13 protein-coding genes are annotated in these 15,420 nt (G+C 40.5%); 2 read left to right on the top strand and 11 right to left on the bottom strand.

What is annotated here, in order from left to right; translation table 11 throughout:
- Positions 1–8: 8 nt before the first annotated feature.
- A complete protein-coding gene (locus LXL81_RS13035) occupies positions 9–1,406 on the top strand; it encodes a sodium:solute symporter family protein (protein WP_234647227.1) in 1,398 nt (465 codons plus the stop codon).
- Positions 1,407–1,417: 11 nt separating this feature from the next.
- On the opposite strand, the gene LXL81_RS13030 is transcribed toward LXL81_RS13035, so the two are convergent.
- The 11 genes from LXL81_RS13030 to LXL81_RS12980 all read right to left on the bottom strand — a co-directional run bounded on the left by LXL81_RS13030 (position 1,418) and on the right by LXL81_RS12980 (position 14,399).
- Positions 1,418–2,176, bottom strand: coding sequence for a bifunctional 2-polyprenyl-6-hydroxyphenol methylase/3-demethylubiquinol 3-O-methyltransferase UbiG (locus LXL81_RS13030; protein ID WP_234647226.1), 759 nt, complete (start codon positions 2,174–2,176; stop codon positions 1,418–1,420).
- Positions 2,173–3,093: a glycosyltransferase family 2 protein gene (locus LXL81_RS13025; RefSeq protein WP_234647225.1), complete on the bottom strand. Its 921-nt coding sequence runs from the start codon at positions 3,091–3,093 to the stop codon at positions 2,173–2,175. The genes LXL81_RS13030 and LXL81_RS13025 overlap by 4 nt, the downstream gene beginning before the upstream one ends.
- Positions 3,090–4,187, bottom strand: a complete 1,098-nt coding sequence (locus LXL81_RS13020) for a DegT/DnrJ/EryC1/StrS aminotransferase family protein (protein WP_234647224.1) — start codon at positions 4,185–4,187, stop codon at positions 3,090–3,092. Before LXL81_RS13020 ends, LXL81_RS13025 begins: the two co-directional genes overlap by 4 nt.
- Complete coding sequence (locus tag LXL81_RS13015; RefSeq protein WP_234647223.1) at positions 4,184–4,573, bottom strand: FdtA/QdtA family cupin domain-containing protein; 390 nt, start codon at positions 4,571–4,573, stop codon at positions 4,184–4,186. The genes LXL81_RS13020 and LXL81_RS13015 overlap by 4 nt, the downstream gene beginning before the upstream one ends.
- A gap of 149 nt (positions 4,574–4,722) precedes the next feature.
- A complete protein-coding gene (locus LXL81_RS13010; RefSeq protein WP_234647222.1) occupies positions 4,723–5,922 on the bottom strand; it encodes a hypothetical protein in 1,200 nt (399 codons plus the stop codon).
- A gap of 60 nt (positions 5,923–5,982) precedes the next feature.
- On the bottom strand, positions 5,983–9,081 hold the full coding sequence (locus LXL81_RS13005; RefSeq protein ID WP_234647221.1) for an AAA family ATPase: 3,099 nt from the start codon (positions 9,079–9,081) through the stop codon (positions 5,983–5,985).
- A 68-nt stretch (positions 9,082–9,149) separates the two neighbouring features.
- A complete protein-coding gene (locus tag LXL81_RS13000) occupies positions 9,150–10,703 on the bottom strand; it encodes a GH3 auxin-responsive promoter family protein (RefSeq protein WP_234647220.1) in 1,554 nt (517 codons plus the stop codon).
- 111 nt (positions 10,704–10,814) lie between these two features.
- Entirely contained in the window at positions 10,815–11,069 is a 255-nt protein-coding gene (locus LXL81_RS12995) for a GlsB/YeaQ/YmgE family stress response membrane protein (RefSeq protein ID WP_234647219.1), read from the bottom strand.
- A gap of 172 nt (positions 11,070–11,241) precedes the next feature.
- Positions 11,242–12,633, bottom strand: coding sequence for a S41 family peptidase (locus tag LXL81_RS12990; RefSeq protein ID WP_234647218.1), 1,392 nt, complete (start codon positions 12,631–12,633; stop codon positions 11,242–11,244).
- A 9-nt stretch (positions 12,634–12,642) separates the two neighbouring features.
- Positions 12,643–13,896, bottom strand: coding sequence for an ornithine--oxo-acid transaminase (rocD, locus tag LXL81_RS12985; protein ID WP_304488676.1), 1,254 nt, complete (start codon positions 13,894–13,896; stop codon positions 12,643–12,645).
- A gap of 119 nt (positions 13,897–14,015) precedes the next feature.
- The gene (locus tag LXL81_RS12980; protein ID WP_234647217.1) at positions 14,016–14,399 is read right to left on the bottom strand and encodes a helix-turn-helix domain-containing protein; all 384 of its coding nucleotides are present in this window, start codon (positions 14,397–14,399) and stop codon (positions 14,016–14,018) included.
- 136 nt (positions 14,400–14,535) lie between these two features.
- On the opposite strand from LXL81_RS12980, the gene LXL81_RS12975 reads away from it, so the two are divergent.
- On the top strand, positions 14,536–15,417 hold the full coding sequence (locus LXL81_RS12975) for an SDR family oxidoreductase (protein ID WP_234647216.1): 882 nt from the start codon (positions 14,536–14,538) through the stop codon (positions 15,415–15,417).
- The last annotated feature ends 3 nt before the right edge of the window (positions 15,418–15,420 follow it).

Below are 15,420 nucleotides of genomic sequence, written 5' to 3'. Positions count from 1 at the left end.
CTTTTGATATGCTTGCATTTGCCATTATCGCTTACTTATTACTTAATCTTGGAATCGGCTTGTGGGCTTCCCGCAGAGTAAATACCACAGCAGACTTCGTACTGGCAGGCAGGCGTTTACCTCTTTTTTTAGCGGCATCGGTAACTTTTGCAACCTGGTTTGGTTCGGAAACCATCATGGGCGCTCCGGCAGAATTTATCGAGCATGGCGTGTTAGGTGTCATTGAAGATCCGTTTGGAGCGGCACTTTGTTTGTTTCTGGTGGGACTGTTCTTTGCCAGAAAATTTTACAAAATGAATATCATCACATTTTGCGATTTCTTTAAAATACGATACGGCCGACCGGCAGAATTGCTTTCTGCATTAATGATCATCCCATCCTATTTCAGCTGGATCGCTGCACAATTACTCGCAATGGGCATTGTTTTGAAAGTTATTTTAGGCTGGTCACTAACTGAATGTATCTTACTAAGTTCTTTCGTAGTGATTTTATATACCATCTGGGGAGGCATGTGGTCTATTTCCGTCACCGACTTTTTACAGACCATTATGATCATTGGTGGTTTGCTGATCGTCGCTATCGTTTTATACCTGAAAGTTGGTGGTTTTGAGCCACTTTTAAATGCCGCACCAAAAGATTTTTTCAGGGTTTACCCACAATTTACTTTCAAGGATTCTCTCGAATATTTTGCCGCCTGGATTACGATTGGGCTGGGATCAATTCCTCAGCAGGATGTCTTTCAAAGAGTAATGTCCGCCAAATCTGCAAAGGTTTCTGTAAGAGCAACGCTACTATCATCATTTATGTATCTGACTGTTGCTTTGCTCCCCTTGTTTATCGGACTTTGCGGACATCATCTGTATCCGGAATTAGGGAACGATCGCCAGATGATTATCCCTAATATGGTTTTACTTCATACCGGTTTGCCTCTGCAAATCCTTTTCTTCGGCGCGTTGGTTTCAGCCATTTTAAGTACGACGAGCAGTGCCATTATGGCCCCCGCAGCTATTTTGGGAGAAAACGTGATCAAATTTTTTCGCCCTGAAATTACGGACAAACAGTTATTACTTACTATCCGAACCGGGATCGTAGTCATTACTTGTATATGCATATTCATGGCGGCCACACGTGAGAGTATTTTTGACCTTGTAGCCGAGTCTTCTGCTTTCAGCCTCGTTTCGCTTTTCATACCATTAACCGCCGGTATATACTGGAAACGGGCTAACCAGCCGGGCTGCATTTTATCGATGATAGCAGGATTAACAATCTGGATGTTGTGTGTGTGGATGGAAACAGAATACCCGCCGATTCTCTATGGTCTGCTGGCAAGCGGTCTGGCAATGGTTTTCGGGATATATTTTGGGAAAGTCTTTAAAAATAATACTTTGATAAGTTCAGCCGAATGATCTATCAGATGTTATTTTAAGACCATAAACAAAGAACTTCCATAAGGCGCTGTTGGCAGAAAGACACTTTCCATATCTGTAATTGTCTTCAGAATCCCGTTGATAAAATCTCCGGGATAACTAACATCAGAATGTAACTCATCCTTTTTTATTTTCCCGGAACGCATCTGATACCGCTGCCATTTTCTGACCAGCCAAATGGGTAGTGAAAGAAAAAACGGCCAGTATGTATGATTGTCAATTTTTAAATCCGCAGCCTTGGTATAAGCAGCAAAATCTTTCAATACAAAACGTCTTGAACTTCCTACTGCGACATCGTGCGTTCCAGAAAAAGCTTCATGCGCATGAATATTGATTAAAATCAAACCATTCGCGTTCAGCCGTTTCTTAAACGACTTTAATGCGTTGATAATCTCTGTATCACTTAGAAAGTAAAGCGCATCGTTACAACATATGACATCAAAAGTCTCACCTTCTTTAAAAGAATTAACATTCTTCAAATCACCAAAACTTACATCCAGATTTCTTTCTTTTGAAAAATCGATTGCATGTTGTGAATAGTCAAATCCTGTTAAATTAAGGTAACCATTAGTTTCAAAAAAAGAAAGAAGTCCGCCCGTCCCACAAGCCGCATCCAGAATCCTGATGTTTTTATCGCTTTTAAAGCGTTTCTTAATTTGGTATAAAACCCTTCCATGAAGAACCTGGTACCACCAAAGTTTTTGTTCAACCTCGAACATCCGCTGATATTCAGCCCGGTTATCAATCATAGAATATTTTCGCTATTGTATTTAATAACATACTGCGGCTGACCACTTTGCGCCATAAAACTTTTACCGATATATTCTCCCAAAACGCTTAATAGTGTACACTGAATTCCGCCGATAAATAAGACCGCCGCTGTAACCACCTGCCAGCCTTTTGGATCCGGGCCAATAATCCATTGACCCGATAAAAACAGAAGAAAGAAAAAACCAAGTCCGAATAAAGCCAGGCCAATCGGCATAAAAAGGCGGATGGGGAGCGAGGAATAGCAGAATAAAATGTTTAAAAACAGTGATATGAGCTTGCGCCAGGTGTAGTTTGAAGTGCCTTCCTCGCGTTTTTGATGATGAACCTGTACCGTTCCTATGTTTTTAGTGATCCTGAAAATCAGCCCGTCAATATAAGGATACGGCCCTTTGTATTTAATTATTTCCTCTACTACCTCCTTTCGAATTAATTTAAAGCTTGACAAGTACAAATTCTTTGGTTTATTCAATGAATAACTGGTGATCCAGTTAACCAGCCGACTGCCAAGATTCCGATATACGGCATGTTCCTTTTTAGAATAATAGGTGTAAACAACATCATAATCTCCCTTTTCCGCTTCATTGACAAGGTTAATAATTTCATCCGGAGGATTTTGAAAATCGTCATCCACCATGACACAAAATTCTCCCTTGGCCCAGTTCAATCCGCACATGACAGCATTGAATTCTCCATAGTTCCGGCGTAAGGCTATAAATCTTACATTACTGAATTGGGCCGACAGCCGGGTGCAAATTTTATTGGAACCATCAGAACTTCCATCACTGATCATGACAATTTCAAATGAAATATCTTTTAGTTCGTGTTGTAATTTAATAACCAGCGATTCAATTGATGCTTCGCTGTTGTAAACCGGTATGATAACGGATAGTTTCATTGAGGATTTTCAAACGAATTTACTGCGTTGATGATATGAGAAACTTCCTGATCCGTCAAAACCGGATTTAATGGCAAGCTTACAACCTGATTATGAATTTTTTCGGTAATCGGTAATTCCAAATGATTCAGGTCTGCATAAGCTTTTTGCTTGTGAACCGGTAATGGATAATGCACATTGGTTTGCACGCCAGCCTTATCAAGATGATGAACCAGAGCCGCTCTATTGGTATGTCTTATCACAAATAAATGCCATGCGTCTTCATATATTCGGTCCGCAGGAGGTAAAACAAGATTCTCTGGTTTAATTTCAGCAAGATAACGTCTGGCTATTTCACGGCGTCTGGCATTATCGCTATCAAGAAAAGGTAATTTAACATTCAAAATAGCAGCCTGAATTTCATCCAAACGACTATTAACTCCCTGATAATCGTTTTTATATCTTTCCTTAGACCCGTAATTTCTCAGATATTGTATTTTCTCTGCCAGTTCGGTATCCGAAGTTGTTACCGCGCCGGCGTCTCCAAGAGCACCCAGATTTTTTGTCGGGTAAAAACTGAAAGCCGTGGCATGCGCTATACTTCCCACTTTTTTGTTTTGGTAAAATGCTCCGTGAGCCTGCGCCGCATCCGTTACCACTTTCAAATTATTTCTATTCGCAATATCCATGATAACGTCCATCTCACAGCTCCTTCCATAAAGATCCACGCACACAATTGCCCGGGTTTGAGGGGTGATCTGCGCCTCGATTTGGCCCGGATCAATCAACATAGTAACAGGATCCGGCTCCACCAAAACGGGAATCAAATTTAAGTAACTAACCGGTAACACTGATGCTATATACGTATTGGCCGGGACGATAATTTCACTATCCTCCGGAAAATCATAAGCACGCAAAATCAGACCTATTGCATCAAGGCCATTTGCAACACCAACACAATATTCTGCATCACAGTAGTCAGCAAACGACTTTTCAAAAGCCTGCAACTCCTTACCTAAAATATACCATCCAGAGCGCAGAACGCGTAATGAAGCCTCTTCAATGGCTCCAAGACAGGGTTTATTAATCTCATTCAAATCCAGAAAAGGAATCATACTGACAGCTCCTGCTTATGCATTAAGTAGGGCTCATCAATATAATCTGCCCGGTCATAATATTCATTTGACAACACTAAAAGAATGGCATCCTCTGAGAATGAATCCATTACGTGCCAATCTTTTGGTTCTAAAATAAGGCAGGTTGTGGGGCTGTTTAAGGTATAATGTTCTTCCAGAATTCCATCATTATTATAAATGTGGCAACTGCCATGAAGACAAATCAAAGCATTCCAGGCAGTATGGTGCCGGTGCCCACCCCGGCTCATTTCAGAAGCTCCATAGATATAAAATACCCTTTTGATTGTACCTGGCATAACCTTTTCAAAAACAGTCAGGTTACCGGAATCAGAATTAAATGTGTCAAGTTGTAATAATGTAGGCATAGATGTGTCAATTATATTGAGAAATATAAATCAAGAATTCTGTGCTGATTTAGCCAGGTTAAAATCAAAGTTCCAAAATAAAACGCATTAACCTTTTAAGATAATATTATTTTATCTGATTGATCGTGTATCGTACCAGTGAATAAATTTTAATTAAAAAAACTCCATCCCATCCAGTAATCCAGTAACATAAAAACCCTGACGGGAAAGGGCTCCATCCACAAAATTCTATTATATCCCATGTAATAAACCATCGGATGAATTACGCAAACAACTGCGGTAAAAAAGAGTATTAGCCTGATTGATCTTAATGAAACTGTTTGAAAAAGCACATAAAGGGCCATCAATAAAAACGGAAATCCATAAGATAATGCGCGGTCAATATCATGAACATAAATACCTGAGGCTACTAAAACTACAAAACCCACGGTTAAAACCAATAATAAATTAAATCTTTTGGTGAGCCACAAGGCCAGGATTGCTCCGCCCATAAGCAGCCACATACCTTCAAAAGCCGTCCATAAGCTGCTTCCCAGGCCATAACGATGTGCATCCGCAAACAAAACCGGCGTACCTAAGGTAGAATAACTGTGATTGGGAAAATACTTTCCTCTGACATAAATGCGAACGGCAAAATAAAATATCCAGGCTAACCAGACCCAGGTATTAGTACCCAAAAACATGTTTTTCAGGAGTGTCACAAAGCGAAAATCTTTAAGCTCGTAAGCCTTGATCAACATATGAAAAAGCAATAAATAACCTCCGGCAATAACGGCCCGCTCGTCTGTAAAAAAAGCAACCTGTAATGCTGAAAAAATGATGACAGGATTGCGGTTCAGTAAAGCAATAAGTAAAAAAAAGAACGCGAAACCGTCGCCATAGCCATAAATATCCGCAAATGTCCAGGTACAAACGAAAATATTGGCTATTGAAATAACAAATAAACTCGTCGTGATTTTGTCATTTGAAACAGCATAAATCCACTGCGCCACTTTGTAAATAAAGAGGATACCCAAAATGGATTGCAATAAAACAATGATGATAATATTATGGCCTGTAAGAAAAGACAAGATGGGCAGTACCCAACGAAAAATCATATTTTCGCGGCGCACATCATAATCCATATCCCTGGGATGAAAGAGATCATGACTTTGATTTTGAATAAAAACCCACGCATCGAGTTTCATTCCGTGCTCGCTAAGATGCCCGAGAAGTAGTGTATATGGAGGAAAAGCAAGAAATAGCGAAACGAGTACAGAGAAAGCCACAAGTTTCCAAAGCCAATATTCGGACGCAAGATGAGATTCAATTCTCCGGCCCAAAGAATGGTAAAAATCCTCAAATAGCATGTTTGTTTGTTAGGGTATTAATAACGTTCTATAAAGATACCGGTTAACATCGGACAATTCCTAACCCCAGCTTGTCATAATTTTGCTTCCTTCTTCACTTTCCACGATTCTCAGATAGGTCTGAATTTCTTGTTGCAGATCTTCAACGTGACTGATAATCCCAACAATCCGGTTTTCCTTTCGAAGCGATTTAAGCGTTTCAAAAACAGTTTGCAATGCATTTTTGTCCAGAGAACCAAAACCTTCATCTAAAAAGAAAAAGTTATGTTTTGACTCGTTTCTGACGTGGATATGATCTGCCAGTGCAAGGGCAAGCGACAAAGCAGCCTGGAATTTCTGTCCGCCAGAAAGCGTTTTCAACAACCTCATATGGCCTCCATTCAACAAATCCCTAACCCAAAAACTATTTCCTTCTCCCAGCTCCAGATGAAGCTGCTGATGTGTCATCTGGTGAAAACGTTCGTTGGCTGCGTGAATTAAATTTTGCAGATAAATGCTTGATGCATAATCTACAAATCCACTGGAACGGAACAATCTTGCAAGGTCGTCCAGATGTTCTTTTCGCAATTCAAGCCTGGTTTTATCCTTTTGAAGTGATTCTTTTTTGGCAAGATCTCCGGCCATCTTTAACAGCAAACCATCCAACCGGCCCTCTTCTTTTCTTTTGTTATTTAAACTCAGTGTCAAACTTTCCTTATTTGCCAGTATAACCGCATGTTTTTCGGAATCGTAATGCTGATCTGCATTTTCAATTTTCAAGGCATCCAGATCCCTTTTGGCGTTACTTAATGTGTTTTTATATTGATCAATAATTTTGCGTTCCTGATCAATACTAAGCGGTTTTTGAAGAATATTATTAACCCAATTCTCCGACTCAAACTGATGTATTTTTAGTTGATTTCCAATTTCAACCTGTGCAGTAGCCAGCTCAGTCCGATTCCTTTCAAGGGTTTCCTGCAAAATATTCTGACTGCCGGAAATCATATCTTTTTCCTTTTCCAGGACATCGAGTTGCTTTTCAGTTTGCTCGTATAGCCGGTTCAGCTCTTTATACTGGTTTTTCAGCACTTCGATTTTCTCTGAAATAACTGTTTTATCCAGTGCTTCAAAATGACTTAAATCAACTTTTTCAAGCTGCCCGGATAACGTAGAAATTGTATTTTCAATTCTTATGATTTCGTTTCTTAGATTTTGCAGCGGCTGTTCAATTTTTTCAACTTTCTCTTTTGTTTCCGCTTCTATTAACTGAGCTGCCTTTTTGATCTCTGATTCATTTTCCTTGATTTCGGCCTGAATTTTTACTACTTCATTGAAGTGCTTTTCAAAAGCTCCGCGATTGTTTTTATCGAATTTTGGCCAGATAAATGATTTGTCATGCGTTTCGATTTTGGCTCTAACCTCAGTATAGCGTTGTTTGATCGTGCTTTTCTGCTTTTCCAGGCTTTCAATCTGGTTAAAAATCCTTTCTACCGGCGACAGGAACTGGCGGATGGCCTGTTCCTGTTTTTGCAAATTAATTCGCTGAACTTCAATATTTTTTATCTCTTCAAAAACAGAATCATCCTCGTGCAAAACAGACGGATGATGTTCTGCGCCGCATAACGGGCAAGGTTTGCCGTCTTCCAGACTATTGGCAAATCTTTGTAAAGCCAATCTGGTATTTGCCAGCACCAGTTTTTGATTTAAATCTTCACTTTCCCTTTCATTCACTAATAAATAATTGGAAACTGAATTCCGGATCATTTCCAGATTTGCTTCCGGAATAATTTGCAAAGAAAAAAGCTGATTTGCTTCCTGTATTTTTGTTTGTAAAAGCTCCTGCTGTTTTACAATTTCTGTCTGCAAATCGTCTGCTTCTTTTTTGATAACAATACGATTTTCCGTTAAACTATCCGAAGTTGTATACCAAACTTTAATATGGCTAAGTTCCTGAATATCTGACAAACCCGATTTTCTTTTTTCATTTAATTCCTCTTTTTCCAGCTTCCGGAATTTCAGTAATTCTATTGCTTTTTCTTTCTCCAAAAGCTTTACCTCCCCGCGAACCAGTGCACCTTTATTTTTTTCTAATGTCGTTTTATTTTCAACAATCTGAATCACTTTTTCCAACTCTTCGGCAGTATCAAGCAATTCTTCACGTTTTTCGTACTGAGGCTGAATTTTGGCCAGCACCTCCCGTTGCCGGGTTAGTATAGAATCCAGTTCTGTATTTCTACGAAAGTTTTTATCAAATGACTGACTATCTCTCTCAATAGCAATTACATATGACTTTTTCCTATCGAAAAGTGATTTAAAATGCAGGGAGCAGATTTCAAAAACCCGGAGCGTTTCTTCACGCAGTTCCATATCCGCCTTTTGCGATTCCAGCGAGATAATCTGGCTATTAAGCTGTTGCAGCTTTTCCGCAGTAAGTTTTAATTTTTGGAATTGATTTTCAAGATTAGTTTGCGCGATAAGTTCTTCGTTAACTGATTTAATCAGTTGTCTTACCTCTTCTCTTTTAGTTTCTTCGGCAACAATCATTTCAGATGTTACCTCACCCAATGTTAATAACTGGCCGTCCAGATTTGATAGTTCCAGATCGTTCTGTTTGCTCAGCGTGCCTACTTTCCGGCTCAGATCGTACTTTTCCAGCTGGAAAAGTTCTTTCATCATTCTTGTTCTTTCAGCATCTTTCAGTTCAATAAACTCCTGAAAACGACCTTGCGGAATGATGATCGTCCGGCGGAAATTATCATAACTTAATCCAATAATCCGCTCCGCATTTTCGTCATCCGGAAGCGGTATCCAAACTCCTTCGACCGATTTATATGCTTTTCTCTCAAAAGTTTTTACATCCTTAAAATTCTTGCTGTTCCTTTTTCCTTTGACAGTAAACCGGTACAATTCCGCTGGTTTTCCTGCAATACACTCAAAATCGATCAGCAATTCATCCGACCGCAGGTTCATCATATTATAAGTACGGTCGTCGCCGGAACGATTCAGACGCTCCGTATCTCCATAAAGTGCAAAGGTAATTGCTTCCAGAATTGAAGATTTCCCACTTCCTACTGCACCGAAAATACCGAATAGTGAGGCATCCGTTAATGCATCAAACTGGATTTCCTGTTCGGACTGGTAAGAATATAAACCTTTGATTTTAAGATATTTGGGAATCATAGCAGGGCTTTCGGCCGTCAGCAGTCGGCTATCGGCTTAATAAAGGGTGATAAATTTTGATAAGCGTATTAATGACTAAGGTCAGAAGCCGATTGCTGACTGCCGAAAGCCGACGGCCCCAACAAATCTTCCAGATAAACCCTGTCATTACTCAATCTCGGCACCTTATTCTGACCACCCAGTTTATTGCGTTTTGACATCCAGTTGTAGAAAGTGTTGGCAGGTGCAAAATGTACGATTGGAGACAACAAGGCCATATCCTTATACCTTTTTGCATCATAATCAGAATTCACTTCACGTAAAGTCTCGTCCAGAATTCTGGTAAATTCATCATGATTGTCAGGCTCTTTTGTAAACTCAATGATCCATTCATGCCGCCCGCGCGAACCATCGCCCATATAAACTGGTCCGGCAGTGTAATTGGCTACCAGCGAATCAGTATTTTGCGCAGCAATTTTAATGGCGTGATCTGCATTTTCCACAATCACTTCTTCTCCGAAAGCATTGATAAAATGTTTGGTCCGTCCACTGACTTTTAATCGAAATGGATATTTGGAAGTAAATTTAACAGTATCGCCAATCAGATATCGCCACAAACCCGCGTTTGTAGAAATAACCATTGCGTAATTTTTTCCAACTTCTACTTCATCGAGCAAAAGTGCTTTTGGATGCTGCTTTCCGACTTCCTCCATCGGTATAAATTCGTAAAAGATGCCATAATCAAGCATCAACAGCATTTCTCCGACCTTGGTAAGATCATCCTGAATAGCAAAAAAACCTTCGGACGCGCTGTAAGTTTCAAGATATGTTACATGTTCTGAAGGAAAATATTTCTGTGTGAACAGATCACGATATGGTTCAAAAGATACGGCACCATGGACAAAAACTTCAAAATCAGGCCAGACTTCAAGCATATTTTTCTTTCCTGTTTTGGCAAGAATCTGATCAAGCAAAACGATAGTCCAGGTGGGCACGCCAAGGATACTGGTAACATTTTCCTGCGAGCAAATCTCAGCCATTTTTTCAAGCTTACTTTCCCAATGGTCCATCAGCGCCACTTCCAGCGGCGGTGTCCGCATGAACTCGCCCCAGGCCGGAAGGTTTTGCATGATCACGGCAGAGACGTCACCAACCTGAGTATAATCATCAAAGGGATTTGCGTGCAGCGTACCGCCAATCGATAAACCTTTCCCATCAAAAACTCTGGTTTCAGGTCGGTTATGGATCAAAAGCGTCATCATATCCTTGCCGCCTTCATAATGACATTCTTCCAAAGCTTCCGGTGAAACGGGTAGAAATTTGCTGCGAGCATTTGTCGTTCCTGACGATTTTGAAAACCACTCGATCTGCGATGGCCAAAGAACATTCGGCTCACCTTTTAAAACACGCTCGATATAAGGATATAATTCTTCATACGAAGAAACCGGAACCTGCTCCTGAAATTCCTTGATCGTTTTTATTTGACCAAAATTATATTTTGCTCCCCATTCCGTATATCTGGCTGTTTCTATAAGCTCAAAAAAGATACGTTGCTGGGTTTCAATGGGGTTTTTCATAAACTGCTCTATCCTTTCGAAGCGCCGCTTCAAAAACCAGACAGTCATATTATTCACCAGCTTCATAGTAATCAGGTTGTTGATGTAATCCGTTTGCGGAATTTCTCAAAAATAACAAAATAAATGGAGAGGAAATAAGATTGCAACCTTATTCCCTCTCCATGATATTAAATCTGATTATGCTTTTGTACTAAACTTTCTATAAAGAAAAAGAAGTAGAACAGCACCCAGGATAGCTACGAAAAGACTGCCGATATTAAATCCGTCTACTGCACCAAATCCCATCAGAGAAGATATCCAGCCACCCACAACGGCACCGGCGATACCAATCAATATTGTTACAATAAAACCTCCCGGATCTTTTCCCGGATGTAATGCCTTAGCGATAGCTCCGGCTACCAATCCTACGATAATCCAAGTCAAAATGCCCATAGTGTATTCTGTTTACAGTGTTAGAGATTAGAAAGCTTTTCATAATATTATAAAAAGTATACCGAACCTGAAAATTTCACAAAATTTTACTACAAGCAACACAACCTTATTTAATCAAATAAAGAATTTGCCAGGTTAAATGACTGGATTTCTGAGATTAAGGGAATCGAATTTATTTATCAAAAAACATGTTGCTCCCCCCGGCTTTCCTTTCAATGGTAGACAGTATTTCTACATAAGAAGCAGCTGTCCCGAGCTGTTCCGGCGTTTTGCGGGCCACTGGCGCACCGACGATCCTGGACAAAGCTTCATTTAACAACGGATCTTTTACGCTGCCATAAGGATAAAGCCGGAGTCCTTCTTTTACGCTTATATCCGGCGTAAAACCTGTGGAATAATCGGATTGTTTTAAACTGTTATACGATTTTGTAACAATTGGCTGCAAGCCCCATTTCACTTTTCCTGTTTTATCACTAAGCGTAATCGATCCGACATTTTTACCAACGGTTTTATCTCCAACAAGCGTGACAGTCATATAAGGTTTTAATCCATTGATGAGTAACTCACTTGCTGATGCCGTACGTGAAGAAGTAAGAATGATCAGGTTTTTGAGGCTGGAACCAATATTCTGACTTTTTGTGGAGAATTTATCTTCAAAATAATCATCACCATATTGCTTTTTCAGCACAGGTGTAATGGTCGAATTGTATCCTTTGTAGTAAAACACTTTGCTATCAGAGATATTCTTGCCAATCAGACTGGCCAGATTGGTCGCGGAACTAACGTACCCTCCCGGGTTATAGCGAAGATCCAGAATAAGCGCATTTACATTTTTGGCTTTAAATGCGGCAATCTTATTATCAAGTTCTGTATCATATTCCTTTTTATCACTTCCGTTTTTGCTTGTAATAAATTGATGATAAACCAGGTAACCAATGGTGTTGCTGCCATACTGGAAGGTGGTATCAAAGAAAACCGGATCTTCCTGAAAACTTACCGGTGTCACATCTCTTTTTACAGCTGATTCAATGATTGAATCTTTGTCATTAAAACTTCCCATCGTAAAATTTTTCGATGCATCAGAATAAACCAGATCGTAATAATTTGATGCCGTAAGTTTTTGATCATTAATACGGGTAAAAACGTCTCCCCTTTTGAAACCGGCCAAAGCAGCCGGCGAACCTGGCAAGGTATAAGCCACAATACCGACAATGTTGGAGCCGCCGGTGGGGTAATAAAAGAGCTTTAATTCCATACCGGTCGTTTTTGTTGATCCGCTTAATTCTGCTTTCAGGGCGTCAGCATCACTTTCAATCCATGAAAAACGGTCCCCGTCCGGGCGAAGTGTGGCGTCAAATTTGTATAACAAAGAATTGAAAAAGGCTTCCGGCTCCAAAGTCAGGTCGGGCGAGGTTGTTATTTTATCATTCCAGTAATACCAGGTTTTCATCTGATCCAGAATCCATTGATTGGTTTCGGTACTTGTAGCAGGATCTACATTTTTCTCACGACAAGCTGCAAGAAATCCGGTTATAAGAAATAATAAAATAAAGGCCTTTTTCATTAAGTTGATCTAGTTTGTTGACATAAAAACTTCTTCAATAATATCACAGGCAGCATTCATTTGGTCTTCGGTAATCACCAATGGCGGTGCAAAACGGATTTTATTACCGTGTGTCGGCTTGCATAACAATCCTTTGTCCATCATTTTATAACACAAATTCATCGCCGTTGCACTGTCTTCTGTGTCGTTGATTACAATTGCATTCAGCAATCCTTTACCGCGAACCAGTTCAATCAGATTACATTTCCCCTTCAAAACTTCCATTCTCTGGCGGAAAAGCTGTCCCATGATCTCAGCATTTTCAGCCAGGTTTTCTTCTTCGACAACCTGTAAAGCAGCCATCGTCACGGCGCAGGCCAATGGATTTCCACCATAGGTTGAACCATGTTCTCCCGGAGCGATCGTCAGCATAATTTCATCACTGGCGAAAGCTGCTGAAACCGGCATCGTTCCACCTGAAAGTGCTTTCCCCAAAACAAGAATATCCGGTTTCACATCTTCCCAGTCGCAAGCTAGCCGTTTTCCCGTACGCCCGATTCCTGTTTGAACTTCATCGGCAATAAATAAAACGTTATATTTTGTACATAAATTACGCACACCTTTTAAATATCCTTTTTCCGGAACAACCACGCCGGCTTCGCCCTGAATAGGTTCAACCATAAATCCGGCAATGTCCGGATCATTTTTAAATGCGTTTTCCAAAGCTTCAAGGTCATCATAAGGAATGATGAGAAAGCCTGGCAAAAAGGGTCCGTAATCATCGGTGCTTGACGGATCCGTGGAGGATGAAATGGCAGCCAGCGTGCGTCCCCAGAAATTGCCGGAAGCATAAACCGTCTTGGCTTTGTCCGGCGCAATTCCTTTCACCTTATATGCCCACTTCCGGGTAAGTTTCAAAGCAGTTTCACCACCTTCCACACCCGAATTCATCATCAAAACCTTATCATAACCGAAATATTCACATAGAAATTTTTCGCATTCTCCGAGTTTATCACTGTAAAAAGCACGGGAAGTCAGCGTTAATTTTTGCGCCTGTTCTATCATGGCGGCAATGATTTTCGGATGACAATGTCCCTGACTAACAGCACTATATGCAGATAAAAAATCCAGATAACGTTTACCTTCCACATCCCAGACATACACGCCCTCGCCTTTGGAAAGTACAACGGGCATCGGCTTGTAATTGTGTGCACCGTATTTTCCTTCCAATTCCATTGCCAGCTGTGTTGCTTCCAGCATCGTTGTGTCTGTATAGTTTGCCATTGTATTTACGTTTAAGCGGATTCTTTCGATTTATTATGTAAAAATAAGAAAATGATGCGTGTTTGAGCGCAATGAATGTTAAAGAAGACCAGGTTTTGTGGCTAGTATTAAAATGTATCTTACACCAATTCCTTCCTGTTCGAATATTTTTCCCGCGACGCCTTGATCTCCGGCATATTTTTAACGGCCCAGTCAACCAGCAGCGACATCGGCGGAAGTAAACTTTCGCCAAGCGGTGTCAGTGTATACTCCACACGTGGCGGTACCTGCGGATAAATTTTTCTGGAAATCAGCCCGTCGGCCTCCAATGTTTTCAAAGTTACCGTCAGCATTTTTGGGGAAATCGTACCGATAACAGCATTGATTTCATTGAACCGCAACGTCCCGCACTCACCTAAAATCGTGATAATCAGAATAGACCACTTGTCTCCAATGCGGTCAAGAATGTTTCTTGCGGGGCAATCGTCGATCACTAAATATTTTTTTAAATTATCTTTCAGCATAACAATTTGGTGTTCAGCATTAGTTACTTCAAGGTAAGTAATTGACTTACAGGTGCGTTCTTGCGAGACGCTAAGTTACTATTTACCTTTAACTATCCAAAAGTAACTATTGAAATAAAATAATCGAATAAAACCTATGAGCAAGATATTAGTAACCGGTGCCACAGGCCATCTGGGCGCGGCTGTAACGAATTTTCTTTTACAAAAAACAGATGCTTCCAACATCAGCATCCTCGTTCGTGATCCGGCAAAAGCAGAAGGATTCAAGACAAAAGGCGTCAACATCCATGTGGGTGATTACGATAACAGCGAAGCACTTTTGAAAGCATTTGACGGTGTTGATAAATTATATCTGGTTTCCGGGTTGGCCCATAATCGTGGCGAACAGCATGAAAACGTTATCAATGCAGCGAAGAAAGCTGGCGTGAAACAAATACTTTACACCAGTTTTCAACGCAAAACCGAAGCGTCTGATTCCCCGATTGGATTTATTGCGGAAAGCCATCTGTACACCGAAAATGTGTTAAAAGCATCCGGCGTTATCTATACCATTTTACAACACGGTTTATACGCTGATATCATTCCTATGTTCGCAGGGGCGCATCTTCTTCAAAGCAAAGCCATTTATTTACCAGCAGGTGAAGGCAAAACGGCTTTTGCTACAAGAGAAGATTTCGCGGAAACAGGGGCTAATATTTTATTGGATGAAACAGACAAATTCGACAATCAGTCAATAGAACTGGCAGGTTCAGAAGCAATAAGCTGGGCGGATATTGCTGCGATGATTTCAAAAGTTACAGGAGAAACAATTTCTTATGTCAATCCACCTGTTTCCGAATTTGTAGAGACGCTGACAAAGGCAGGTGCTCCGGCGGAAATGGCCGGTCTTGTTGCCGGTTTCAGTCAGGCGATTGGTCAGGGAGAGTTTGAAGGAACAAATGGAATTTTGGAAAATATTTTACGTAGAAAACCTGCAACGGTTGAAGAATATCTTAAAGGCGTTTACGGGAAAGCATAATAT

This window comes from Dyadobacter sp. CY356, from assembly GCF_021440195.1.
GTDB lineage: Bacteria > Bacteroidota > Bacteroidia > Cytophagales > Spirosomataceae > Dyadobacter.
This window is presented reverse-complemented; position numbering and strand designations above follow the sequence as displayed.

Coding starts and splice junctions, on each gene's coding strand:
- rocD (WP_304488676.1), bottom strand. CDS start 13,896: ATGGCAAACTATACAGACACAACGATGCTGGAAGCAACACAGCTGGCA.
- LXL81_RS13000 (WP_234647220.1), bottom strand. CDS start 10,703: ATGAAGCTGGTGAATAATATGACTGTCTGGTTTTTGAAGCGGCGCTTC.
- LXL81_RS13005 (WP_234647221.1), bottom strand. CDS start 9,081: ATGATTCCCAAATATCTTAAAATCAAAGGTTTATATTCTTACCAGTCC.
- LXL81_RS12990 (WP_234647218.1), bottom strand. CDS start 12,633: ATGAAAAAGGCCTTTATTTTATTATTTCTTATAACCGGATTTCTTGCA.
- LXL81_RS13020 (WP_234647224.1), bottom strand. CDS start 4,187: ATGATTCCTTTTCTGGATTTGAATGAGATTAATAAACCCTGTCTTGGA.
- LXL81_RS13030 (WP_234647226.1), bottom strand. CDS start 2,176: ATGATTGATAACCGGGCTGAATATCAGCGGATGTTCGAGGTTGAACAA.
- LXL81_RS13025 (WP_234647225.1), bottom strand. CDS start 3,093: ATGAAACTATCCGTTATCATACCGGTTTACAACAGCGAAGCATCAATT.
- LXL81_RS13015 (WP_234647223.1), bottom strand. CDS start 4,573: ATGCCTACATTATTACAACTTGACACATTTAATTCTGATTCCGGTAAC.
- LXL81_RS12975 (WP_234647216.1), top strand. CDS start 14,536: ATGAGCAAGATATTAGTAACCGGTGCCACAGGCCATCTGGGCGCGGCT.
- LXL81_RS13035 (WP_234647227.1), top strand. CDS start 9: ATGCTTGCATTTGCCATTATCGCTTACTTATTACTTAATCTTGGAATC.
- LXL81_RS12995 (WP_234647219.1), bottom strand. CDS start 11,069: ATGGGCATTTTGACTTGGATTATCGTAGGATTGGTAGCCGGAGCTATC.
- LXL81_RS12980 (WP_234647217.1), bottom strand. CDS start 14,399: ATGCTGAAAGATAATTTAAAAAAATATTTAGTGATCGACGATTGCCCC.
- LXL81_RS13010 (WP_234647222.1), bottom strand. CDS start 5,922: ATGCTATTTGAGGATTTTTACCATTCTTTGGGCCGGAGAATTGAATCT.